A 23,176-nucleotide genomic window follows, 5' to 3' on the forward strand; every position below is an offset into this window, starting at 1 on the left:
GTGAACAACATGTTCCGTGCCGTCGTCGGGGCGTTGCCGTTCATACCGCGCGACGACGCCCTGCCGGCCCGCACCGTCACGGTCGACAACCTGCCCATCGACCCGGCCAACGTCGCCGCCTACGCCCAGGTGACCGGGCTGCGGTTCGGTGACACCCTGCCGCTGACCTACCCGTTCGCGCTGACCTTCCCGACTGTGATGTCGCTGGTCACCGGATTCGATTTCCCCTTCGCCGCAATGGGTTCGGTGCATCTGGAGAACCACATCACCCAGTACCGCCCGATCAAGGTGACCGACACCGTCAGCGCGGCGGTGCACGCGGAGAACCTGCGCGAGCACCGCAAGGGCCTGCTGGTGGACATCGTCACGGAGCTGAAGGTCGGCAACGACACGGCGTGGCACCAGGTGACGACATTCCTGCACCAGCAGAAGACCAGCCTGTCCGGTGAGCCCAAGCCGGAACCACAGAAGCAGCCGAAGCTGCCGCCGCCCAACGCCGTTCTGAACATCACCCCGGGCCAGATCAGGAACTACGCGTCGATCGGCGGGGACCACAACCCCATCCACACCAACGGGCTGGCCGCCAAGCTGTTCGGCTTCCCCACCGTGATCGCGCATGGAATGTTCAGCGCTGCAGCAGTTTTGGCCAACATCGAGGGGCAGCTCCCCGATGCGGTCAAGTACTCGGTGCGGTTCGCCAAGCCCGTGGTGCTCCCGGCGAAGGCCGGGCTCTACGTCGAGCGCGACGCCGACGGCTGGGAGCTGACCCTGCGCAACCTGAAGAAGGGTTACCCGCACCTGACGGCGACGGTCAGCCCGCTGCGCTGAGCGCGGTCGAAGTAGCCAGAGGCTATTGCGATTCCAACTCAGCCGTCACGTCGCCGCGATCGAACGGATCCTTCGAGTGGTCATAGGTATCCCGGCATTGGCCGTAGAGCGTGACGCGCGCGTGGGAGTCCAGTGGCACGACGTACATGAAGTCCACCTCCGCTTTCACGTCGTTCTTCGTCAACGTCGCGCTGCTGTGTGAGTGGAAGTCAGGGTCGCCCTGCCATCCGTGTTGCTGCAGCGGGGTAATGAGCGTCGCTGGGTCCACCGCAGCGGACCGGTCCGCGCCAGGCATCCAGAAGACCATCGCAAGCTTGCCTCTGAACGGGCCCTTGTTGTCGTCGGTGCAGGATTCGTAGGTGAACACCGTCTCCACCAGGTTGCCCCGCAACCCCAAATCCCGGACCAGTTCTTTTCCGGCGTCGATCACCTGTGCGCGGGCCTGTTGCGGTGTCATCGGTTCTGTCACTGCCTCACCACCGCCGCACCCGACAATCACACTGGCCAGCGTCACTAGCGCGATCGCACCGATCACGTGTCTCCACCATGTTCCCAATCGTCATACTCCTGCCTCTGGTTCTAATGGCGGTGGTTGTCCCGAGCGCGCCGATCCGCCTCCGGGTCGAAGGCCTGGTCAACACCCGGAATCGTGATCGATGTGCCGGGCACCGGGATGGGGCCCAGCGGGGTTGGTATTACCACCGGAACTTTGGCATACCAGTGATCCGAACGATGCTCGGCAGTCATCCCATTCTGTTGCAGCCGATCACCGTGACCCGAGGCGATGTCGGCCATGTTGTACAACGACTCCGAGCCCTGCTCAAAGTATCTGCTGTGATCCGTGCGGTAATCACGCAATGACGATTCGGCGTCGAAGCGAGTCGAACCGTACCCATCGATCGACGGATCCGAACCCAGACCCAGACCGGGCCCACTCATGTGTTCCCGGCCGAAGTAGGTAACCGGGTCGGTGCTGGCGGCTCCGACATACAGGTGTCCGTTCGGGGGCAGGTGGAAATCGGCAGCGGACTTCGCCATGTCGGTGCCGGGGCTACCGATCAGCACGATGTCATCGGCGCGCATACCGTACCCGGCCGCCGCATCGGCCACCGTGGTCGAGCCATAAGAATGGCCGATCACCGTCAGGTGGCTGGAGCCCAAGTGGGTAGCATCCAGAGCATTGACGTCGGCGGCCAACAGTTCAGCACCGTGGCGCGCCATATTCGGCACCGCGACCGCCTGGTCATCGGGCGCGTCATACCCCATCCACATCACCACCGCGTTCGACTTGTCCGGGTCGGCCTTGCTGGTCTCGTTGTAGAGGTTGACCGGATCCGGGTTGTCCAACGATCCGCCCTTCACCGAGGTGGTGAGACCGGAGACCTTCACCGTGGTGTTGTTTGCGGTGTCAGGGTTACCGATCGCGATCGCCGCCGCACCCTTGCCGCCGAACGCCTCCGGGTCGTACTTCTTCAAAAAGATCGGCGGGTGCTTGCTGGTCCCGGGGATGTTGGCGTCACGGCCATAGCGATCGAGTGCCTTCTGCACCTCGACCGCATTGTGGTACCGCGTGATGTCGGTGGCGGTCAGACCGTACTTCTCCGGGTGCGCCCGCACCTCGTCGACGCTGACATGATGTGACTCAGCAACGGAGTTGACCCGGGCCAGATCCTGTTTCTGGATCCTCAGATTGGCCTCGCTCTGCACGCCGGTCGGGATGCCGTTGAGGTTGCCGATCTTGTCCGGGTGATCGCGGAGCATCTGCGCCTTCTGCTCCGGGGTCAGGGAGAGCCACCAATCGTGGATCGCGTGGGGGTCCTTGGTGTCGGGGATTTGTGGCTCGGCCTTGTCACCAGGGGTGGGTGCGCCCCCGCCGGGCCCGCTGCCCGGGGTGTTGGTCAGGCCGGCCACTGCCTGCCGGACCGCTTCGTCGGTATGTTGATTGGCCGCGTCGAATTCAGCCAGCAACTTTTTCACCGCGGCGGTGTGGCGAACCGCCAGCATGCGGACCGTCAACGCGTTGACCGGGCTGAGCCGAGCGTAGAAATCCAACACACTGCCCGGCCGCACCGACACCGTGCCATCCGGAGCGACCTGCCAACCCTGACCCTCCAACTGCGCCACCGTGTGCAACACCGACGATTTGATCTGGGTCAACTGCGCGCCGCCGGCCTGCAGAGGAGCTTGCACCCGAACCATGGCCTCGTGCACCCGCTGCATCTGCTCAAGGGTCTTCTGCCCATCGGCAATTGCCGCTTCCGAAGCCGTGCCCTGCCATCCCGACTTCAGCTTGGCCAGATTCGCCTGCTGCCGCTCGATCTCGGCCTGGTAGGCCGCCGCGGCCACCTCCATCTGAGCGGCGGCGCGGGTCAACGCATCCGGTTGCGAGCCCTGCACCTGCGGGATGGTGACCGTCATCGACTGAACTGCTGCAATCGACGACCGAATGCGACGTCAGTGGCCTCATACTGCCGGGCTGCCGCCTCGAGCTTCTCCGAATGACCGTTCAGCGCCGTACTCACCGACTGATTGACCGCATCCAACACCGCCTGGGCGGTTCGGCAGCCGTCTGCGGTGCGCAAACCCGTCATACCCGCCGCCGCATCACCCAGCGCTCCAGCGGCTCCGGTGTTCGACGTAGCCGTAGCCACCGACTTCTCCGTCGCGGCAACGTCGCGCAACGTGAGAGCGTTCACTCGCAGAGTTGGCGTCACCTTTCAAGGCTAAGGCCACCACCACGACGGTTCAGACACCATCTTTGGACGGACGCCCAGCGCTCGAACTACGCGGTCGGTACGGCGTCGCCCGAAGTCTTTCGCAGTTCGGCGAATTCTGAGATCGAGGCCGAGGTGACGGAGGCGACCGGCCGGGCATTGGGCGCCGACGCGTCGGACTTGGACACCATCACGACGTTGTCGATGTAGGGCTGGATGGTCGTGCTGTTCTGCACGGTCGACACGATCACCAACTGGAAACCGAACTTGCGGAAAGCCGACAACGCCTGCTGGGCGAACTGCGGATCCGACTTGGAGAACGCCTCGTCGAGCATGAGCTGGGCGAACAGCGGCCTGGTGTCGTCGCTGTCGGGGCTGGCCAGGTTGAAGCTCAGCGCCCCGGCCAGGCAGAAGGCCATGAGCTTCTCCTGCTCACCGCCGGAGTTGTCGCCGGAGTTGCTGTAGGTCCGGATCACCTCGCCGGTTTCGGCGTCGCGCTCCTCGCAGTACAGCACGAACCGGTTGCGCACATCCAGCGCATCACGCGTCCATTGCCGGTCCTCGGGAGTGTTGCCGGCCAGCAGCTTTCGCAGCTGCAGGATGTCGGTGTACTGCTCGAACATCGCGGTCTCGTCGCCGAAGCTCACCAGTGACACCCGCGACGAGATGCGCTGGGCCTTCTCGTTGAGTTCGTCGACCGCCGCCAGATGCCGGGTTCCGGCGTGCAGCGTCAGCCGAGTGCCGCGGTTGAACTCCACGGCTCCCAGGCCGGTGTTGACCCGGGCGATCTGTTCGGTGATCCGCCGCGCCTCGTTGTCGGCGATCATGTGCAGGTTCAGGATCGCGCCCGGTGCCTGTTCGGTGATCAGCCGCTGCATGCGCTCGTAGGCGTCGGGCAACTCGCGTTCGTCGATCCGACGGCACAGCGCCACGTAGTCGTGGACCCGCTCGTCGAACACATCACTGTCGTTGGGGATGGCGTCGGGGAACGAGCTGTCGTAGGCGGCCATGATGCCGGCCAACTCGTCGTGCGACCGGTTGCGGTCCGCCCGCAGCCGGTCCCGCTCGCGACCGATGACACGGGTCAGCTCGGCCCGGTACGGCTCGGAGTCGAGAAGCTCAAGGGCCAGGGCGATATCGGCGGCGTAGCCATCGATGGTGTCGCGGGCATGCTGCGGGAGTAGCTCGGAGCCGAGACGCTCGGTGAGCACCTCGCTGAGTTCCAGCAGCGCGGTCCGCCTGCGGTCCAGCGTGGTCTCACGTTCGTTGAGCGAGCCGATCTGCTGGATGACCTTCTCGACCCGCTCCCAGCATTCGTCGGCCCGTTGTTGCAGCCGTTCGGCGTCGGGGTTGTCGGAGACCAGCAGATCGTGTTCCCCCTGCAGGCGCTCCAGCATCCCGTCCACCGAATCGGTGTCGATATCGCTCCACTGCATGAACTGGTCGCACAGTGCCCGGCAGGCCCGTTCCCGGGACTGCAGCTGGCCGCGGTGCTCGTCAAGACGCTCACGCGCCGTACGCGCCACCTGGTACAGGTCCTGGGCGGCAGCCAGATCATCTTGCAGTGCTTCGATTTTGGCCGCGGTACCGCCGAGGAAGATGTAATCCGAAGGTCGTAGCCGAGACCGGTCGTCCTTGATCGAGAGCCGCCCGCTGTCCTTGCGCAGACCCTGGTCGGTGACGGCACGGGACTGCTCGGTGAACTCCCCCGGCCCGTCGACACACACGTAGTCACCGACCGCCGCGATCACGTTGAGCGCCTCAACCGCACTGTCATGCGTCGGGTCGGCGAGCTGGAGTTTGGTGGCAAGGGTGTGCGGCGGCGGGGTACGCAACTGCGATCCGTGTTGGACATGCTGCAACTGGATCCGCCCACGCATGTCGTTCTCGTTGACGAAGCGCAGCGCGCGCTCCATGTGGATATCAGGGACCAGCAAGCGTAATCCGGCCCCGCGCAATACCTTTTCGACGGCCAGCCGCCACCGCGACTCGTCGGGCTTGAGCTCCATCAGCTCAGCCACATAGACCAGATCACGCTCGGAGATGTCGAGGGCCCGGGCGATGCGCGCCCGCATCTCGTACTCGGTCCGCGGCAGCGGGGACCCCAGTCGCTGCACCCGCTCCAACTCAGATTCGATACTCTCGCGCGCCTCACGGGCCCGCACTTCTTTCGCCGACGCCTCGACGTAAGGCTGGTTACCGGTGAACAACTCCCGGTGCAGCCGGTCGGCCTCCTCCATCAAAGTCTCACGCAGCGACCAGAATTCCTCACCGTTGTCCGGCGGGGTCAATCCCAGAGCGGTGACCTTGTCCTCGTAGCCGCTGCGCCGGCGCGACACCTCCTCGCTGACCCGTTCAGCCTCGGTCAGGCGTTGTTGCAGTGGCACGAGATCCACGGTGACGGTGTTGATCTGCGCCATGAGAGAGTTGTGCTCGTTCTTGAACTGACGCTGCTGTGAACCGAACTCGTCGCGCTGGGCACCGAGCTGCGTGATCTGGTCGTCCAGATTGTCGATCTCCGGGCCGGCCTGGGCCAGCCGGCGGTGGTCGACGTAGTCGCGCACCATCGCGTTGTCGATGGTGTCGATCACCCCGAACTTGGCCGCCTCGTCGGCGTACCGTGCCTGTACCGCGGCGATATTGCCCAATGTGTTGCGCTTGCGCCGGGCCACGTCGAGCAGGCCGCGGGCCTCGACCAGCGGGTTGATCTGCTCCAGGGCCTCTTCCACACCGCTGAGGCTGGCGGGCTCGTCGAGCATGAACTCGCGGACGAACTGTTCGAGACCACCAACGCTTTTCAGCGATTTTGCCTTGCCCAGCAACTGCTGGGCGGCCTCCGAGGCCCGGATGCCGATGCTCGAGTACAGCTGGGCCAGGTACTGGCTCTCACTACGGCCACCGGTCCAGCCGTCGTCACGGAACACCGCGGCGTCGTAGCCGTTGGCCGCCCACCGGTTGCACAGGTCGAAGATGTCGCGGTCGGCGTCGATCAGGTAGTACCGGCTGCCCGGATCCGAGGTCTTCTCGGCGGCAAGCCATTTGAGCACCAGCCCGGTGACCGATCGCCCGGTGCGGTCGCAGTAGGTGACGGCGACCGCCGACCAGGCCGGGCCCGTCCCGCGCAGGTACATGATCTGGCGGCTGGTGCCCTCGCGTCGCTCACCCCATGCGCCGCGGACGTACTTGTCCACGGTGCGCTTTCCGGTGCCCGCGCCCGCGGCGGTGGTATCACCGGAGGCGTTGAAGTTGCGTCGGTGCGAGGGCAGGAAGGCCAACGAAATCGCATCCAGCAGTGAGGATTTGCCACTGCCCGAAGAACCGGTGATCAGCGTGCCGTGCTGGTTGAACGGGATCGAGTGATACCCATCGAACACGCCCCAGTTGATGACCTGCAGGCGGGACAGCGAGAACTGGTTGGTCGGTTCAGCCATGAGCGTCCACATCGTCGTCAAGTTGTTTGGCTGGATCAGCGCCGTCGGTGTCGTCGGGATCGCCGACTGTGCCGCTCGCGGCCCGCTTCAGCTGCTCGAACTGCTGTTGCAGTTCGGTGATCATCGAGGCCGTCATGATCGCGTTGACCACCGGGCTGATGGTGAAGCTGTCCTCGTCCTCTCGGTTGCGGGCCAGCATGTCGATGTCGGTGAGCCGCTCGATCGCGTTGTCGATCCGCTTGTCGAACGAGGCCGTATCCCGGTCGGTGTCGTTGTTCACCCCGGCGAACAGCTCGTGGATCTCGTCGCGACTGATCAGCACGTTCTCGTCGCGCGTCGCCGCCCGCATCAGCTTGGCCAGGTGCAGGGCCAGGATCGAGTCGTAGGTGTTGAGAGTCTCACGGCGCAGCAACCGGCGCCGCCACTGCGATTCGTAGTCGGCCTGTTCGACGTAGGCGATGTCATGATCGTCCGAGATGCACAGCCGCATATCGAGTTCCGAGAGCCGCACGGTGAGCTCGGCGCGATACCGGGTGACCCACGACCACAGCTCCGAATGGTTGTCCTTGCTGACGTAACGTCGCGACAGCAGGTGCTGGAGCGCCCAACAGGCCCGGTCCGGCAGCTCACTGACGTCCCCGTCGAAGCGGGGCGCGCGGCGCTGATCCGTGGACCGTTCGACGGCGTCGATGCTGGGCAGGGCGTCGAAGTCGATCGCCGCATCTGAGACCGGCACTGCATCTGAGACCGGCGCGGTATCTGGGGTGTCGGTCATAGCATGCTCTCACTGGCAGTAGGGATCGGCTCGGTGAAAACCAGTCGGGGGATTTCGATTTCGCGGTCGGCGCCCTCCAGGGACCGGAAGCGCACCCGGACTGAAGAACCAGCTTCGGCGCCGTCCTCGGTGTGCTGCTTGAGCGCCCAGGACCACAGCACGATCACATGCCCGAGATACGCCGAGTCCAGCATGCCGATCGCGTCGGGCAGCGACACCGGCCCGGCCGCCACCGCGCCGTTGATCAATTCGGCCAGTTCCGCGGCGTCGACCTGGGATGCCAATGCCGAGAACGCCGACAGGTTCACCTCTCCTTCCGAGGACTCGGCCTGCGACGGCGGGATCGCGTCACGAATCTTGAAGGCCACGGCGCCAATCGAATTGAGATCGGTGCGGACCAGCGGCACCTCGACGCCGATCCGGCTGTCGGCCAGCGAGATGCTGAGCAGTCCGTGGGCACTGGCCAGTGCATCGTTGAGCTGACGGGTGACGCCGCGACTGTGCTCCAGCGTGCCGGAGGCGACGAAGCGCTTGATCCGACGCGCGCAACGCTGCCGGGTCCGCCCCACCTCGGCCGTCTGCGCCGACACCAGGCTGAAGAACCCCGTCATCACCTCGCGCAGGTCCGGGTCCAGATGCGGCAGCTCACGGGTCACCGCCTCGATGTCGGTCACCAGCGCGGCCCGCTGCTCGGGATCCTGGATCATCCGGGTGAAGGCCGTGTAGGAGGCGCTCTCACGAGAGGCGAACAACGACTCATAGTCGTCGAACAACTGACGCTGGCGCTCCCGGTAACCGAGATCGGTGTCGGCGGAGGCATCCAGCAGCCGGGTGGTGATGCGGTTGAGCATGGCGCCGTACTGCCCGATGTCGGAGACGATCTGCTCCATCTGCAAGGCGATGGCCCGTGCCTCGTCCTCGACGTCGACCAGGTCGGGATCGGGCCGCTGCCCCTGCTCGAGAGCATCCAATTCGTCACGCAGCTTGGCGATCTCGGCTTCGATGTCGGCGCGGATACGGTCCGGGTCGTTGCTGACCTGACCCGCCACCCGGTGCAGACCGGCCGCGATACCGGTGATCGAGCCGCCCGTCGCAATCGTGTCCTCACGGCGCATGCGACGGGCAAAATCCACCACGGCCCGGGCCTCGTAGGTCAGGTAGCACACGTTGCGTTCGGCCTCGCCGGACTGCTCGGTGATCCGGTGCAGCCAGCCCTGGCTGGCCCAGTACTTGATGAGGGCCAGGCCCGACTGCTCGGTCTCGGAGCCGAGGGCGGCCAGGTCGCGTTCAAGCCGGATCACCAGGTCGATCTCGGTGAGTTTGGCGCCCCGGTCCAGGTGGCGTTCCATCAGCGTGAGATAGGTGGCCAGGTTGTTCGTCACCAGCAGCCGGGCCGAGCGTGATTCGGCCACCTCGCGATTGAGCTGGTAAAGCTGGTCCAGCGACGAGCCACCGGTGCCTGCGTCAGGCATTACCGGGCTCTTCGGTCGCGATGAACATTCGCACCACTCTAGGCGGCCGACGCGACAGGCTCCGACGCCAGTTCGGTTTGCTGTTCACCATCGAGCCCGGCCGTTGTGACCTACGCCTCGCTCACCCTGCCCTAGAGTCATCCGGTGACTCCAGCCAAGGTGCCGCCCGCTCGTTTGGTCCGCGTGGTCGAACGCGTCCGCCATCATCTGCACCGGCTGTATCGACGCGCGGCACCGCCGCCCGCGGCGATGCTGGAGATGATCCTGGGCGCCTGGGTCGCCCAGGGCATAACGGCCGCCGCACAGCTCGGAGTGGCCGACGCGCTGGCCGATGGACCGCTGCGTCCCGACGAGCTGGCGCGCCGGGTCGAGGCAAACCCCGACACCCTGGACCGGCTGATGCGAGCCCTGGTCAGCGAAGGCGTCTTCCGCCGCACCCGCGACGGACGCTACGCGCTGAACCCCCTCGCCGACACCCTGCGCAAAGATGCGCCGGTCTCGATCGCGGGCATGGCGAAATTCGTCGGCTCACAGCAGCACCGCGAGCACTGGAGCCACCTCGCCGATGCCGTCCGCACCGGTGAGGCCGTCATCCCCAAGCTGCGCGGCAAAGGGGCGTTCGACTACATGGGTTCCGAGCCGGAACTCGGCGCGATTTTCAACGACGCCATGACCAGCATCTCCGAACTGGCCATCGCCCCGGTGGTGGCGGCCTATGACTTCACCCGGTTCGGCACGATCGCCGATGTCGGCGGTGGGCACGGCCGGCTGTTGGCCGCTGTGCTGGCCGCCGCCCCGGCTGCCCGCGGGGTGCTCTACGACCTGCCGCAGGTGGTCGACGGGGCGCCGGAGATGTTGGCCAAGTACGAGGTGACCGATCGGGTTCAGGTGGTTCCCGGGTCGTTCTTCGACAGCGTCCCGGCCGGCGCCGATGCCTACGTGCTGAAGAACATCATCCACGACTGGCCCGACGACGAGGCGGTGACGATCCTGCGCAATGTGCGCGCGGCCGCTGCCCCTGGCGCAACGCTGCTGCTGGTCGAGGGAGTGATCCCCGATGATGACCGCGCGTTCATCGGCAAGTGGACCGATATGGAGATGCTGATCGGCATCGCGGCCCGGGAACGCGGCGCGGACGGTTACCGAAAGCTCTACGAGCAGGCCGGGTTCCGGCTCACCAGGGTGGTCCAGACGGCTTCCCCCTTCAGCCTGGTGGAGGGTACGGCGGTCTAATCCTCATTCGCACACGGCGAGGTCGCGGACACGTCGAGTCTGTAGGTCCCGGCCGGACTGACTTCAGCCTGTACCGAGACGCTGTACCCGCGACTGTCCTCGTAGGCTTTGCTGTTCGGCGGTTCCGGCTCTGGGCGGGTCCACGGGATGGGTTCGAACCCCTCATCGCGCAGGGTGTCGATACGGGTGAGGGCGGCCTGGACGAGTTCGGGTGCGGGATCGGGAATCGAGGCATTGCGGTACACCCGCCAGGGCGGCCCGTCCGGCATCATCCCCGCATTGGTGCGGCACCCGTGCAGGGCCGCGTAGGCGGGATCGGGATCGATCGGCTTGCCGACGATCATCGACACATAGCCGGCCACCGCCTTGGCGGCTTCGGTGACAGTCAAGGTGATGGGTTCCATCGTCGCCTCATCGTCGTTGTGCGGATCATCCTTGTGGGCAGGCCCGCACGAAGTGGTGATCATCACGACCAGAGCCAGCAAAAGCGTTGCGAGATATCTCATTTCACCTGCACCCGTGGCCCCTTGCCGGGATTGTCCGTCACTCGCGGATTGTCCCACGGATGCTGCCGCCGTTCGTAGGATCCGTCATCATCCCAGGGCAGCTCCGGAATTTTGGGTGCGCCGAACCCTCGTGCCGTATCCGACGCCTCGGCCCGGAAGTTCCCGTCATCACCCATATCGATATCCATATAGTTGGTCTCGATCCCGCGCTCGACATAGCCGGTGGCCTCACCGCCACTGATGACGGCGACCATATTTTTGAACGCGTCGGATTTGGGGTCGTTCCAGTATTCCCCGTGTGCGTTCTGCCCCACGATCACCTCGCCGTGGTGCCCACCCCCGAGCCCGTAGTACCCGGTGTCCAGTCGGGTGACACCAGGAATCTTGTCGGGGTCGGTCGCCGAGGGCAGGCCCCCCAGCGGATTGCCCACCTGCCCGTCGACGGTGTGCGGAATCCCGGGTATCGAGTTGATCCAGTCTTGATCGCTGGCGTCACGGGGCAGCGACTGGACCGGCCCGATCGGATCTCCCGGCGCGGTCATCGAATAACGCTGAACGTCCGGATTAGGGTTGGTGTATTCGCCCGTGAGAATGCCGGTGCCCGCCGACGAGGCGTGCAGGACGCGGTCGGCGCGCAACCCCATCTGCTCGGCGGTCCCGACGATCGCGCCGCCGTAGGAATGGCCGATATAGGTGACCGGTGTGCCGGGCGCCCCCGCACCCACCTCCCGGTCGATCTCGTGACCGAACGAGACCAGCTTGGGAGCCATCGACGCAGCGTACGCGGGGTCCGTCGCGTCGCTCATCAGATCTTGGGGGAAGTCGTCGCCCATGTACAGGAAGACAGGCGATTCCGATTGATCTGCCAAAGCCACCGCCGCATTGTGGTTCGAGCCGCTGCCGTTCAGGTTGGAGCCCGTGCCGGGGACCACCACCCCGACACCCTTGATACCGGGCTTGATGTCGCCGATCATCTCGATCATCCGGCCATTGCCCTCGGTCGAGAATCCGACGAACTTTCGCGGCACCTTCCGCCCACTACCGGGCGGAAATTCGATCGGGGTGAGCATGGCCTGCAACTGCTTGACCCGGGCCTCATCGGGTGACGGCTTTCTCAGCTCCTCATCCAATGCGTTGCGAATGTTGATGTTGTTGGCGTCGATCCTCGTATCGAACGGCACACCGTCGGTGTTGCCCATCACCTGCGGGGCGGCGAGCATCATCTCGTGCAGGGTTTCCGGGCTCAGCCCTGCCAGGAATGCGGCCCGCTCGTCGGGCGTCATCCCGGCCAGCCGCTCGACCAGTGCCTTCGGGCTGTTCGGATCGGGCGCCTGCTTGGGATCCGGCGTGCTGAGCGCCGCTACAGCGTCCCGTACCTGTTGTCCGACCTTGGTGTCGGTGGTCTCGAACTGCGCCAACATCGTCTTCAGTTGCGCCGACGCCTGTGCGGCCATCGCCCGCAGCAGCATCCGGTTCACCGGACTCAGCTTCGCGTAGAAATCGAGCACGCTGCCCGGACGGACCGACACCGTTCCGTCGTCGGCGACCTGCCAACCCTGCCCCTTCAGCTTGTCGACGGTGCCCACGATGCGGCCGCGCTGTTGCACCAGTTCGCCACCGCCGTCCTGCAAGGCCGAGCGCAGCGCGGACAGACAGTCATGGAGCTGCTGCATGCGTTGCAATGACGCGATGGCACCGGCGATGGCGGCATCGGCCGAGGTGCCCGTCCACGAGGCGCGCAGTTGGTCGATGGTGGCCCGCTGCTGGTCCATCTGGGCGGCCAGAGTGGCTGCCCGGGTACCGATGTCGGCGCCACTCCGCACCAGTGCCTCCGGATGGGAGGCCTCCACCTGAGAGATCGAAACCGGCATGTCAACCCGGGGGCAGCGCTGAATTCAGCCGACGTGCAGACTCCTCATCGGTGCGCTGATAGGCATTGGCCGCATCGGTCAATTTGCCTGCATGCGCATTGATTTCGCCACCGACGGCGGTGGCGGCGCTCTCCACGATCGAGGAGGCCTGGCCGCAGGCCGCACCGCTCTGCAGGTCCGGCATCGCCGCTGCCGCCGCACTCAGTGGCTGCCCGACCTGCAGCCCGGTGACGGCCCCACCGACCGCAGTCTCAGCGGCAGCGGCCGACCGCAACACGGCCGGAGCAACTTTCAGCTCGGAACCCATTCCGGGAGCGTACTGCCCTCAGCAGGGGTGTCCGGACACCAATTGTGAGGCGCCGAGCGCGCAGGCAACGGCGACTAGCCTGCCGTGACCGTCGGCGTGCCCGCGTCCGACGGCGTGCCCTTCAGTCCGCGCCAGAACAAGTTGATCATCAATTCGGCGGCCTCGTTGACGTCGGCATCCCCGGTGCTCACCCGGCTGGCGATCGCCTCGCCGGCACCCACGAGCGCCACCGCCATCATCTCGAAATCGCTGTCCGGCTGAGGATTACGCGTACCGGTACTGAGCAGCCGGGCCACCAGGTCGATGATCCGGTCGCGGCCCTCGCGGACCGTGTGGGCGAACGCCTGCGAGCTGGTGGCCTGGGTATAGAGCACCATCCAGGACGCCCGGTTGGCGTCGATGTAGTTGAGGAAGGCCAGCACGGCGCTCCGCAGCAGGTCCTTGGGGCTCTGGGTGAAGTCGATCTCTCCGCGCACCACGTCCACGAACCGGGTCAGCTCACGGTCGAGGCAGGCGCCGAACAATTCCTCTTTGGAGCCGTAGTAGAGGTACAGCATCGGCTTGGAGATCTCGGCCTCGGCGGCGATCGCGTCCATCGACGTCTCGTGATAGCCGTTGACCGAGAAAATCTGCACCGCGGCGTCGAGCATCTGCTGTTCACGCACAGCCCGCGGCAGCCGCTTGGTTCCACCTGCCATCCGAACAGGATAAGCGTCCGGTTGACGGTCACGGCAGCAGCTCAGCGAGCTGCTAGCAGTGCACCCCGCCTTTGGCGTCGACATTGCGCTGCACGGCCGCGTCCACGGCGGCCTGGTTGAGTTGGCCGTCGGCCAGTGCTTTCTCCAGGCCGTCCAACACGGCGGGCACCTCATCGGTGGTGATCCACAACGCGTTGTCGGCCCCGGCCTGGAAGGCCTTCAGCACGGCTGCAGCCACTCCGTAGCGCTGGTTGATCGCAGCCATGCTGGACAGGTCGTCGGTGTAGACCAGACCGTTGAAGCCCGGGCCACCGTATCCACCCGAACGCAACAGCTCATATGCGGCGGGGCTGAGGCTGGCCGGATCGGTACCGGTCAGGCCGGGCACCTCCAGGTGCCCGAGCATGACGGCCACCGGAGCCTGCGTGGTCAGGGTGGCGTAGGGCACCAGGTCGTTGGCCTTCAGGTCCTCCAATGGCGGGGTGGTCACCGAGCCGGTGTGTGAATCACCCGAGCCGTGGCCGTGGCCGGGGAAGTGCTTGAGAACCGGGAGGATCCCGGCGTCGCGCAGTCCGCGGGCGTAGGCACCGGCGTACTCGGTGACCTTGGCCGGGTCATCCCCGAAGGACCGGTCGCCGATGACGGTGTCGTCGGGATCGGAGGTGATATCGACGACGGGCGCGAAGTCGACGGTGATGCCGAGGCCACGCATCTTCTTCCCGCGCTCCAGGGCGACGCCGTACACCTCATCGGCAGATTTGGTCTGCGCCAGCACCCGTGCCGACGGCTGCTCACCGATCAGCGAGGACAACCGGGACACCCGACCGCCTTCCTCGTCCACGCTGACCGCAAGTGGCAGCGGGCCGGCGGCGGAGATGTCGGGCAGCGAGCCGTCGTTGAGCATCGACAGGTCGGTCCAGCTGCCGATCATGATGCCGCCCACGTGCTGGCTGCTCACCACCGAACGTGCGTCGGCCGCGTCCTTGACGCCGACGGTCAGCAGCTGGGCCAGCTTGTCGCGGGGTGACAGGGCCGCCAGGTCACACACCGGTGCGGCAGGCATCGCCGCGTGGGTGGACATCGGCTTCGTGTCCGAAGATGAGGACTCCGGTGCCGGGGTGCTCGGGGAGCAGGCCAGCAACAGTCCGGACAAGGCTGCGAAAGTAGCGACGAGACGCGGTGAAGCCATGGGGCCCGACCTTAGCCGCTGAGCAAGCGGTAATCGATTCTCTGCGTGTCGGCGGGCGTCCACCTCACACGGATCAGGGGTGTTGCCATGCTAGGTTGGCCGGGTGAACCGGTTCGTCATACCCTCCGCGGCCAGCATTGTCGTCGGCCTGCTGTTGGGTGCGGCTGCTGTTTTCGGTGTGACTTTGATGGTGCAGCAGGACACGAAGCCTCCGCTGCAAGCGGGCGACCCGGCGTCATCGGTGCTCAACAGGGTCGAGTACGGCGACCGGTCCTAGCTTGGATGTGCCGCTAACGCGGCGGGCATCTGACCCGCCACTGTCGCGGCGCTGGCTGTGGGTGGTCGCCGCGGCGACACTGCTCCTGACTTTCGCCCAGTCGCCCGGAGAGATATCGCCCGACACGAAGCTGGACCTCACCGCGAATCCCCTGAGGTTCCTGGCTCGCGCCTTCAATCTGTGGAACAGCGATCTGCCGTTCGGGCAGGCGCAGAACCAGGCCTACGGCTACCTCTTTCCCCACGGGGCGTTCTTCCTGGCCGGCGATCTGCTGGGGATTCCCGGCTGGGTGACCCAGCGCTTGTGGTGGGCCCTGCTGCTGACGCTCGGCTTCTGGGGTTTTCTGCGTGTCGCCGAGGCACTGGGCATCGGCAGTACCAGCTCGCGGATGCTGGGTGCGCTCGCGTTCACGCTGTCACCGCGCGTGCTGACCACCCTCGGCGCGATCTCGTCGGAGACGCTGCCGATGATGCTCGCGCCGTGGGTCCTGCTGCCGATCATCCTGGCGTTCCGGGCGGACCGGAATCTGCGGCTCATGGCCGCCCGGTCGGCGGGCGCCGTGGCGCTGATGGGTGCGGTCAACGCCTTCGCGACGCTGACCGGCTGCCTGGCCGCGATCATCTGGTGGGCTTGTCACCGGCCGAACCGGCTGTGGTGGCGATTCACCGCGTGGTGGTTCGGCTGCACGGCGTTGGCCGTCGCCTGGTGGGTCGTCGCACTGGTGATGCTCGGCCGGATCAGCCCGCCGTTCCTGGACTTCATCGAATCCTCGGGTGTCACCACTCAGTGGATGTCGCTCACCGAGATGTTGCGCGGCACTCATACCTGGACCCCGTTCGTGGCATCGACCGCCACCGCGGCGGCGTCGCTGGTGACGAGCACGGTCGCGGTGCTGGCCACCGTACTGGTGGCGGCGGCCGGATTGGCCGGGCTGGCGCTGCGCTCGATGCCTGCGCGGGGCCGCCTGATCACCATGTTGTTGATCGGCGTGGTGCTGCTGGGCCTGGGCTATTCCGGAGGGCTGGGCTCCCCGGTGGCGGCGGCCGTTCAGGATTTCCTGGACGGAACGGGCACACCGCTGCGCAACCTGGCCAAGCTCGATCCGGTGCTGCGATTGCCGTTGGCGCTGGGTCTGGCTCACCTGTTGGGCCGGATCCCGTTGCCGGGCACCGCGGCTCTGCCGGTGTGGGTGCGGGCTTTCGCCCGGCCCGAACGCGACAAGCGCATCGCGGTGGCCATCGTGGTGCTCGCCGCACTGGCAGCAGGTACCTCGCTCGCATGGACCGGCCGGATCACCCCCGCCGGAACCTTCACCGCGATCCCCCAGTACTGGCACGATGCCGCGGACTGGCTCGACGAACACAACACCGACCGGGGCCGGGTCCTGGTCGCACCCGGCGCCCCGTTCGCCACCCAGACCTGGGGCAACAGCCACGACGAACCGTTGCAGGTGCTCGGCTCGAGTCCGTGGGGTGTGCGTGATTCGATCCCGTTGACACCGCCGGAGACGATCCGTGCGCTGGATTCGGTGCAGCGGTTGTTCGCCGCCGGCCGCCCCTCCGCCGGTCTCGCTGATACCCTTGCCCGGCAAGGTATTTCGTATGTGGTACTGCGCAACGACCTGGACCCCGACGTGTCCCGGTCGGCCCGGCCGGTGCTGGTGCACCGGTCGATAGAGGGGTCTCCCGGACTGTCCAAGATGGCCGAGTTCGGCGAGTCGGCGGGGCCCGGAACGCTGGAAGGCTTCGTCGCCGACAGCGGCCTGCGCCCGCGTTACCCGGCCGTCGAGATCTACCGGGTGGACACCGGTGGAACCGACCCGGCCGCACCGTATCTGGTCGACACCGACGCGATGGCCCGGGTGTCCGGCGCGCCCGAGGCGCTGCTGCGCCTCGACGAACGCCGCCGCCTGGCCGGCCGCCCCCCGCTGGGGCCGATGCTGCTGACTGCCGACGCCGAGCGGGCCGGCCTGCCGGTGCAACCGGACGGATCCGCCGGGGTGATCGTCACGGACACCCCGACCGCGCGCGAGATCGACTACGGCCGCGTCGACGACCACGCCTCGGCGGTCCGCACCCCCGACGACGCCCGCCACACCCACAACCGCGTCCCGGACTACCCGTCGGACGGGGCCACGCCCGTCTACGGCAAGTGGAACGGCGGACGGGTATCGGTGTCGAGTTCGGCGGCGGACTCCACCGCGCTGCCCAACGTCGCACCGGCCACCGGGCCCGCCGCGGCCGTCGACAGCGACGGTTCGACGTCGTGGGTTTCCAACGCCCTGCAGGCCGCTGTCGGTCAATGGTTGCAGGTCGATTTCGACCACCCGGTCACCAACGCCACGCTGACCATCACCCCCAGCGCGACGGCCGTCGGCGCCCAGGTTCGCCGCATCGAAGTGGCCACTGCGACCGGCACGAGCAGCCTGCGCTTCGACACCGCCGGCCAGCAGTTGACCATCCCACTGCCGGTCGGCGAGACCCCATGGGTGCGGGTCACCGCGGTCGCCACCAACGACGGTTCTGCCGGTGTTCAGTTCGGCATCACCGATCTGTCCGTGACCCAGTACGACGCATCGGGATTCGCCCATCCCGTCAACTTGCGGCACACCGTCGAAGTCCCCGGACCGCCGGCGGATTCGGATGTCGCACAATGGGATCTGGGAACCGAACTACTGGGCAGGCCCGGGTGCGCAGACAGCCCGGCCGGGGTCCGGTGCGCGGCGGCGCTAGCGCTGGCCTCCGAGGATCCGGTCAATATGAGCCGCACACTCACGGTGCCGACGCCCACCGACGTCGAGCCGACGGTGTGGATCCGGTCCCGTCAGGGACCCAAACTCGCCGATCTGGTCGCCCAACCCGGAACCACCCGCGCTTCCGGTGACGCGGACCCGATCGACGTGCTCGGTTCGTCCTTCGCCGCCACCGACGGTGACCCGCGCACATCATGGACCGCACCGCAACGCGTTGTTCAGTTCAAGGCACCACCCACGCTGACGCTGAAACTTCCTGCACCGACCGAGGTGGGCGCGCTGCGGATCGATCCCGGCGCCAGTGAACCGCCCGCGCACCCGACGCTGGTCTCGATCGACCTGGGCGACGGCCCGCAGGTGCACAAGCTTCCCGGCAACGGTGAGCCACTGACCGCGCAGCTCAAACCGCGGGTAACCGACACCATCACCGTGTCGCTGCTGGGCTGGAACGACATCATCGACCGCACCTCGCTGGGCTTCGACCAGCTCAAGCCGCCCGGGCTGGCCGAACTGACCGTCCTCGACGTCCACGGCAAGCCCGTCGCCGCCGCCGACTCCGCAGCCAATCGCAAACGGACAGTCTCACTTCCGTGTGGGCAGGGTCCCGTCATCGGCGTGGCCGGCCAGTTCATCCAGATGTCGGTGCGCACCACTGTGGGGGCGCTGCTCGACGGCGACCCGATTCCGGCCCAGCCATGCCGGACCGGTCCGATCGCCCTGCCTGCCGGTCAACAGGAACTCCTGGTCAGCCCCGGCGCCGCGTTCGTCGTCGACGGTGTCGTGCTCAACACGCGGACTGCCGCCCAACTGCGCACCGCCGCAACAACTCCCGTCGACGCGCCGGTCTGGTCACCGGACCGCCGCCAGATGGAGGTGCCGGCATCAGGCAAGGCCAGGGTCCTGGTGGTGCCCGAAAGCGTGAACCCGGGGTGGATTGCGCGCACCGCCGATGGCGCCGAGCTGCCGCCGGTGAAGATCAACGGTTGGCAGCAGGGCTGGTTGATCCCGGCCGGCAAGGACGGGCCGGTGACGCTGTCCTTCCCGTCGAACCGTCCCTACCGTGTGGGTTTGATCGGCGGGCTCACGTTGCTACCGGTCCTGGCCCTACTGGCACTGTGGCCGGCCCGGCGCCGCGACCCGGATCTCGAGCCTGTGCGGCCATGGCGACCGTCCCCGAACGTGGTTGCGACCGCGGTTCTGGCCGTGGGGACGGCCATCTCCGGACTGCCGGGACTGCTGGTCGCCAGTGCCACGCTGGGAGTGCGCTACCTACTGCGTGATCGCGACGGTTGGCAAGAGAAGCTGACCGTCGCCGTCGCCGCGGGCGGGCTCACGCTGGCCGGTGCGACGCTGAGTCAGTACCCCTGGCGCTCGGTCGACGGTTATGTCGGACATTCGCCGTGGGTGCAGCTGCTGGCGTTGCTGTCGGTCACCTTCGTCGCGGCATCCACGGTCACGTTCGAGCGAACCCCCCGACGAACATCCGAGGCGACCGGCACCCCGGCGGCACCCGCGCCCACCGACCAGGACTGAGCTGGACCGACGCGGAACATTTGCCGCAGCAGTTGACAACGCACATATCCGGTACTTACGGTACCGGCACGCGTGGCACACGCCCGGAACGCCCTTTGCTACATGGGGGATCACAGGTTGCGGACCAGGATCGTGCAGGACTGAGTGCATTAACTACGCAGTCAGTTTTGCGGACCGGCCATCTGGCTTAGCTGTGTTCGCGCGGCTGTGCACTATGCAGTGCGCACGGCTGCGGTGTCGGCGACAGAGGGGTTCGCCGACACCGCACTGTCGGCAGCCGTCAACCGGCTGTCGCCAACGCCCGCTCGTCTTCGTCAGCGAACGTGTCCTCCAACTGCAGCGGCGAGTAGTCGAGGTCGATCTCGGCCAGCGGACGACCGCGGGCGCTGCTGATGGTGCCGAATCTGCGCATCCCCTTGTCGGCGGAGTACTGCATGAACTCGTCCTCGACCAGACCGAACGGGATGTCGGGCGCATACAGCGCGAACCCCTCTTCGGTGAGGCGTAGTGCCAGTGGGATGAGCTCGTTCATCCGGGTTTCGAATACCGCCCAGTTGGCGTCGTCGGCGGCGACATGCCTGCGGCAGGTGAAGGTTCCCCACGCCATGTGGCGGCGCTCGTCATCACCTATGCGGCGAACCAGCTCCTGCATCCCGGGAAGGATGCCGCGCCCCACGCAGATCCGGTGCCAGGCGAAGTAGCCGGTGAGCGCCAGCATGCCCTCGACGACGTGGTTGTAGACCACCGAAGCGCGGACCTGCGCGGCCGGCGAGGGATCGACGATCAGCTTCTCCAGCGATTCCGGCAGCTCGTCGTAGAAAATCTGCCGGTACGCCGGCAGCTCGTCGAAATAGCCGTGCAGATCCTGGGTCACCCCCACCGCGTCCAGCCACATCCGGAATACCTGGGTGTGCTTGGCTTCCTCGAAAGCGAACTGCGTCAAATACATTTCGTCGCCGAGGCGCCCCTCCGCCCGCATCGCGCTCAGGAACGGCTGGATGTCGTTGGTGACGGCCTCTTCACCGGCGATGAACTGCGCGCACAGCCGGGTGGCGTACTCGCGTTCCCGCTCGGTCAGCGCCTCCCAGTCCGCCCGATCCCTGGAGAAGTCGATGTCGGCCGGGTTCCAGAATTTCGCGTTGCCCCCGGCAAAGAGCTTCAGCGGCAAGCTGTCCCAGTTGAGACCGCCCGCCGCAAGTGAGCCAAAACGTGTCCGGTTCATGGAATTGCCTCCTCAGATCTGGTGCGCTGCTTCGGTGGCCGCCGGTGAATTGGGTACCGCGAACGCGGCCTTCAACACTCCGACGAGTCGTCGTACTGCGAGTGCCGGCTGCTCAGGATTGGGCTCATCCAGGCCCAGGATCGGATCCATCCCACGCACGTACGGCGCGAGCGCCAGGTGCGGGAAGATCATCAACAACAGGGACAACAACGCGTCGACGTCGCAGTCTGCCCGCAGGTCGCCACGGGTCTGGGCATCGCGCACCAGGGGCCGGAGCACATCGAGGTAGTGCCGATGGACCACGGTGCGCACGCTGACTCGGGCGTCGGCGTCGACCTCGAAGCTGGCGGCGGCGTGCAGCGCCCGCTCCCTGGGGTGATCGGCGAAATAAGCCACCCAGTCGTCGAGCAGGACCGGGAGGAATTCGAAGAACGGGCGGTTCGGGTCGAGCTCGCGAATCCGGCCCTCCATGTAAGACCGCACGCGCTGGCTGCCGACGTCGGCGATGAAGGCGTAGAGGTCACGCTTGTCCGCAAAGTATTGGAACAGGCTGCCTTTCGCGACGCCGGCCTTACGGGCGATGACGTTGAGGCTACCGCGGGAGTATCCGTGCGCCCCGAACTCCGCTTCGGCGGCCGCGATCACCGCGGCCCGACGAGCGGGATCGACACGCGCCCAGGTGACCGTTGGCATCAGCGCCTCCAGATTGGATGACCACTGGTCATATTACTGTGATGGCGCTCACAGTCAAGGAGTGCGCACCGCGATCAGATGGTGCGAGACCGGCTCACCCTCGACCCACCGTTCCACTGACTGCTCGATGAGCAGGTCATTGCCGGTGAGGCGGGTGCGGTGCTGTCGCACGTGCTCGTCCCAGGACCGCACCACGAACGCCTCGACGAAAACCGCGTCGCGCTCGGCACTTCGGAACAACTGCCACTGCGTGGCCCCGGTGCGTTGCCGAGACCGGCCGAGGACGCCCATGGCAGCGAAGAACTCGGCCTCGTGTTCGGGTTCCACCCGGTAGGAGGTCAGGACCAGGACGGGACCATCGGGCGGCGCCGGCTCGAACACCAGCGCTGGTTCGGGCCAATGCGCGGACGGCGTCAGGTCGAGATCCCCGGTGCGCGCGTGCAACGGCCACCACCAGGCCGACACCGCGCACAACCCCAGCAGCCCGGCACTGATCAGCAGGGCTGTGACAGTGCTGGTCACGCCGGCCACCAGGCCCCAGACCAGCGAACCGATGGCCTGACCGCCCATGAAGGTCAACTGGTACACCGACAGCCCGCGGGCCCGCACCCAGGCGGGCAGGCTCAATTGCATCGAGGCGTTGAGAGTGGAGAGCGCCAGCAGCCAGGACGTGCCACCGATGACGAGCGCGGCCAGGACGATGCCGAAGTTGTGGACCAGCGCCAGAACCGCAGTGGCCCCGGCGAATCCGAGCGCCGCGACGATCAGCAAGGTGTTCAGGCCGAAAACCGACTGCAGCCGGCCCAGGACGAGCGCGCCGAGCACCGCCCCGACCCCCAGCGCTCCCAGCAGCAGCCCGTATCCCGACGACGACAACCCCAGCTGACGCTCGGCGATCACGGCAAGCAGACCCCACAGCGCGCTGGCCGGCGCGATGAACAACACCGCGCGCAGCAGGATCCGCCGGATGATCGGCGACCTCCGGATGAACCGGCCACCGGCGCTCAGTGCGGCCAGCGGCCGCTCGGCGGGCAACAGCTGTTCGGCGGTCGGGCGGCGCCACAACAGCAGGACCACGACGATCCCGGCGAACGAAACCGCGTTGAGCGTGAACACCAGCGTCGGACCGGACAACGACACCAGTGCGCCGGCGATCGCCGGACCGATCGCCCTGGCCCCGTTCATACTCATGCTGCCGAGTGCGGCGGCCGCGGGAATCTGTTCGCGTGGAACGAGATCCGGTTGAATCGCCTGCCAGGCCGGAGCGGTCAGCGCCTGCCCACAGCCGATCAGGAACAGCAGGATCAGCAACACCGTCGGCGTCGCCAGACCGGCACCGGTCAGCGTCGCCAGCGCAGCCACGCCGGCCGCCATCGCGCCCTGAGTCGCCAGCAGCAGCCTGCGGCGGTCGACGAGGTCTGCGAGCACGCCCGACGGCAGCGCCAGCAGCATCACCGGCAGCGTGGTGGCGGTCTGCACCAACGGCACCAGCACCGGGGCGCGCGGATCTCCGACCAGCATCCACTGGGCGCCCACCGTCTGCATCCACGTCCCGAGGTTGGAGACGAATTGCGCGATCCACAGCGCCCGGTAGATCGGTGATGCCAACGGCGCCCACGTCGACGTTGCGGTGACAGCCATCTGCATGATCGTGCCAGTGCTACTGGGGCATAGT

At 66.7% G+C, this 23,176-nt stretch carries 17 protein-coding genes and 1 pseudogene; 4 read left to right on the forward strand and 14 right to left on the reverse strand.

Annotation, left to right across the window (positions count from 1 at the left end; genetic code table 11):
* Positions 1–9: 9 nt before the first annotated feature.
* Positions 10–828 carry a MaoC/PaaZ C-terminal domain-containing protein gene (locus ACZY08_RS03170; RefSeq protein ID WP_463744128.1) on the forward strand — a complete coding sequence of 273 codons (819 nt, stop codon included), beginning with the start codon at positions 10–12 and terminating at the stop codon, positions 826–828.
* A gap of 22 nt (positions 829–850) precedes the next feature.
* Here ACZY08_RS03170 and ACZY08_RS03175 read toward each other — a convergent pair whose 3' ends face one another.
* From ACZY08_RS03175 to ACZY08_RS03200, 6 genes are all read right to left on the reverse strand, one after another.
* Positions 851–1,363 (reverse strand): hypothetical protein, encoded by a 513-nt coding sequence (locus tag ACZY08_RS03175; protein WP_463743143.1) that lies wholly within the window; start codon positions 1,361–1,363, stop codon positions 851–853.
* A 44-nt stretch (positions 1,364–1,407) separates the two neighbouring features.
* Positions 1,408–3,246 (reverse strand): alpha/beta hydrolase, encoded by a 1,839-nt coding sequence (locus tag ACZY08_RS03180; RefSeq protein ID WP_463743144.1) that lies wholly within the window; start codon positions 3,244–3,246, stop codon positions 1,408–1,410.
* Complete coding sequence (locus tag ACZY08_RS03185; protein WP_463743145.1) at positions 3,243–3,542, reverse strand: type VII secretion target; 300 nt, start codon at positions 3,540–3,542, stop codon at positions 3,243–3,245. Before ACZY08_RS03185 ends, ACZY08_RS03180 begins: the two co-directional genes overlap by 4 nt.
* Before the next feature lie 68 nt (positions 3,543–3,610).
* Complete coding sequence (locus ACZY08_RS03190; protein ID WP_463743146.1) at positions 3,611–6,973, reverse strand: ATP-binding protein; 3,363 nt, start codon at positions 6,971–6,973, stop codon at positions 3,611–3,613.
* The gene (locus tag ACZY08_RS03195) at positions 6,966–7,748 is read right to left on the reverse strand and encodes a DUF4194 domain-containing protein (RefSeq protein WP_463743147.1); all 783 of its coding nucleotides are present in this window, start codon (positions 7,746–7,748) and stop codon (positions 6,966–6,968) included. The genes ACZY08_RS03190 and ACZY08_RS03195 overlap by 8 nt, the downstream gene beginning before the upstream one ends.
* Positions 7,745–9,220, reverse strand: a complete 1,476-nt coding sequence (locus tag ACZY08_RS03200; RefSeq protein WP_463743148.1) for a DUF3375 domain-containing protein — start codon at positions 9,218–9,220, stop codon at positions 7,745–7,747. The genes ACZY08_RS03195 and ACZY08_RS03200 overlap by 4 nt, the downstream gene beginning before the upstream one ends.
* Positions 9,221–9,364: 144 nt before the next feature.
* Here ACZY08_RS03200 and ACZY08_RS03205 point away from each other — a divergent pair, with 144 nt between their 5' ends.
* Positions 9,365–10,453: a methyltransferase gene (locus ACZY08_RS03205; RefSeq protein ID WP_463743149.1), complete on the forward strand. Its 1,089-nt coding sequence runs from the start codon at positions 9,365–9,367 to the stop codon at positions 10,451–10,453.
* On the opposite strand, the gene ACZY08_RS03210 is transcribed toward ACZY08_RS03205, so the two are convergent.
* The 5 genes from ACZY08_RS03210 to ACZY08_RS03230 form a co-directional block, all read right to left on the reverse strand.
* Positions 10,450–10,959, reverse strand: coding sequence for a hypothetical protein (locus ACZY08_RS03210; protein WP_463743150.1), 510 nt, complete (start codon positions 10,957–10,959; stop codon positions 10,450–10,452). The two genes, ACZY08_RS03205 and ACZY08_RS03210, sit on opposite strands and share 4 nt — an antisense overlap.
* Positions 10,956–12,830 (reverse strand): alpha/beta hydrolase, encoded by a 1,875-nt coding sequence (locus ACZY08_RS03215; protein ID WP_463743151.1) that lies wholly within the window; start codon positions 12,828–12,830, stop codon positions 10,956–10,958. Before ACZY08_RS03215 ends, ACZY08_RS03210 begins: the two co-directional genes overlap by 4 nt.
* 1 nt (position 12,831) lies before the next feature.
* Positions 12,832–13,137 (reverse strand): hypothetical protein, encoded by a 306-nt coding sequence (locus ACZY08_RS03220; RefSeq protein WP_463743152.1) that lies wholly within the window; start codon positions 13,135–13,137, stop codon positions 12,832–12,834.
* Positions 13,138–13,211: 74 nt separating this feature from the next.
* Complete coding sequence (locus tag ACZY08_RS03225) at positions 13,212–13,835, reverse strand: TetR/AcrR family transcriptional regulator (protein ID WP_463743153.1); 624 nt, start codon at positions 13,833–13,835, stop codon at positions 13,212–13,214.
* A 52-nt stretch (positions 13,836–13,887) separates the two neighbouring features.
* The gene (locus ACZY08_RS03230) at positions 13,888–15,024 is read right to left on the reverse strand and encodes a glycoside hydrolase family 3 N-terminal domain-containing protein (RefSeq protein ID WP_463743154.1); all 1,137 of its coding nucleotides are present in this window, start codon (positions 15,022–15,024) and stop codon (positions 13,888–13,890) included.
* A 103-nt stretch (positions 15,025–15,127) separates the two neighbouring features.
* Here ACZY08_RS03230 and ACZY08_RS03235 point away from each other — a divergent pair, with 103 nt between their 5' ends.
* The gene (locus tag ACZY08_RS03235; protein WP_003881739.1) at positions 15,128–15,301 is read left to right on the forward strand and encodes a DUF2613 domain-containing protein; all 174 of its coding nucleotides are present in this window, start codon (positions 15,128–15,130) and stop codon (positions 15,299–15,301) included.
* Between the two features lie 40 nt (positions 15,302–15,341).
* Positions 15,342–19,586: an alpha-(1->3)-arabinofuranosyltransferase domain-containing protein gene (locus tag ACZY08_RS03240; protein WP_463744129.1), complete on the forward strand. Its 4,245-nt coding sequence runs from the start codon at positions 15,342–15,344 to the stop codon at positions 19,584–19,586.
* Positions 19,587–19,866: 280 nt separating this feature from the next.
* Here ACZY08_RS03240 and ACZY08_RS03245 read toward each other — a convergent pair whose 3' ends face one another.
* From ACZY08_RS03245 to ACZY08_RS03255, 3 genes and pseudogenes are all read right to left on the reverse strand, one after another.
* Positions 19,867–20,808: a R2-like ligand-binding oxidase gene (locus ACZY08_RS03245; RefSeq protein WP_463743155.1), complete on the reverse strand. Its 942-nt coding sequence runs from the start codon at positions 20,806–20,808 to the stop codon at positions 19,867–19,869.
* A pseudogene (locus tag ACZY08_RS03250) lies at positions 20,805–21,501 on the reverse strand (TetR/AcrR family transcriptional regulator). Before ACZY08_RS03250 ends, ACZY08_RS03245 begins: the two are co-directional and overlap by 4 nt.
* 54 nt (positions 21,502–21,555) lie before the next feature.
* Entirely contained in the window at positions 21,556–23,148 is a 1,593-nt protein-coding gene (locus tag ACZY08_RS03255; RefSeq protein ID WP_463743156.1) for an MFS transporter, read from the reverse strand.
* Between the last annotated feature and the right edge of the window lie 28 nt (positions 23,149–23,176).

Source organism: Mycobacterium sp. IDUB_9 (assembly GCF_055419505.1).

Coding starts and splice junctions, on each gene's coding strand:
- ACZY08_RS03255 (WP_463743156.1), bottom strand. CDS start 23,148: ATGCAGATGGCTGTCACCGCAACGTCGACGTGGGCGCCGTTGGCATCA.
- ACZY08_RS03230 (WP_463743154.1), bottom strand. CDS start 15,024: ATGGCTTCACCGCGTCTCGTCGCTACTTTCGCAGCCTTGTCCGGACTG.
- ACZY08_RS03170 (WP_463744128.1), top strand. CDS start 10: ATGTTCCGTGCCGTCGTCGGGGCGTTGCCGTTCATACCGCGCGACGAC.
- ACZY08_RS03190 (WP_463743146.1), bottom strand. CDS start 6,973: ATGGCTGAACCGACCAACCAGTTCTCGCTGTCCCGCCTGCAGGTCATC.
- ACZY08_RS03195 (WP_463743147.1), bottom strand. CDS start 7,748: ATGACCGACACCCCAGATACCGCGCCGGTCTCAGATGCAGTGCCGGTC.
- ACZY08_RS03220 (WP_463743152.1), bottom strand. CDS start 13,137: ATGGGTTCCGAGCTGAAAGTTGCTCCGGCCGTGTTGCGGTCGGCCGCT.
- ACZY08_RS03215 (WP_463743151.1), bottom strand. CDS start 12,830: ATGCCGGTTTCGATCTCTCAGGTGGAGGCCTCCCATCCGGAGGCACTG.
- ACZY08_RS03245 (WP_463743155.1), bottom strand. CDS start 20,808: ATGAACCGGACACGTTTTGGCTCACTTGCGGCGGGCGGTCTCAACTGG.
- ACZY08_RS03210 (WP_463743150.1), bottom strand. CDS start 10,959: ATGAGATATCTCGCAACGCTTTTGCTGGCTCTGGTCGTGATGATCACC.
- ACZY08_RS03180 (WP_463743144.1), bottom strand. CDS start 3,246: ATGACGGTCACCATCCCGCAGGTGCAGGGCTCGCAACCGGATGCGTTG.
- ACZY08_RS03200 (WP_463743148.1), bottom strand. CDS start 9,220: ATGCCTGACGCAGGCACCGGTGGCTCGTCGCTGGACCAGCTTTACCAG.
- ACZY08_RS03225 (WP_463743153.1), bottom strand. CDS start 13,835: ATGGCAGGTGGAACCAAGCGGCTGCCGCGGGCTGTGCGTGAACAGCAG.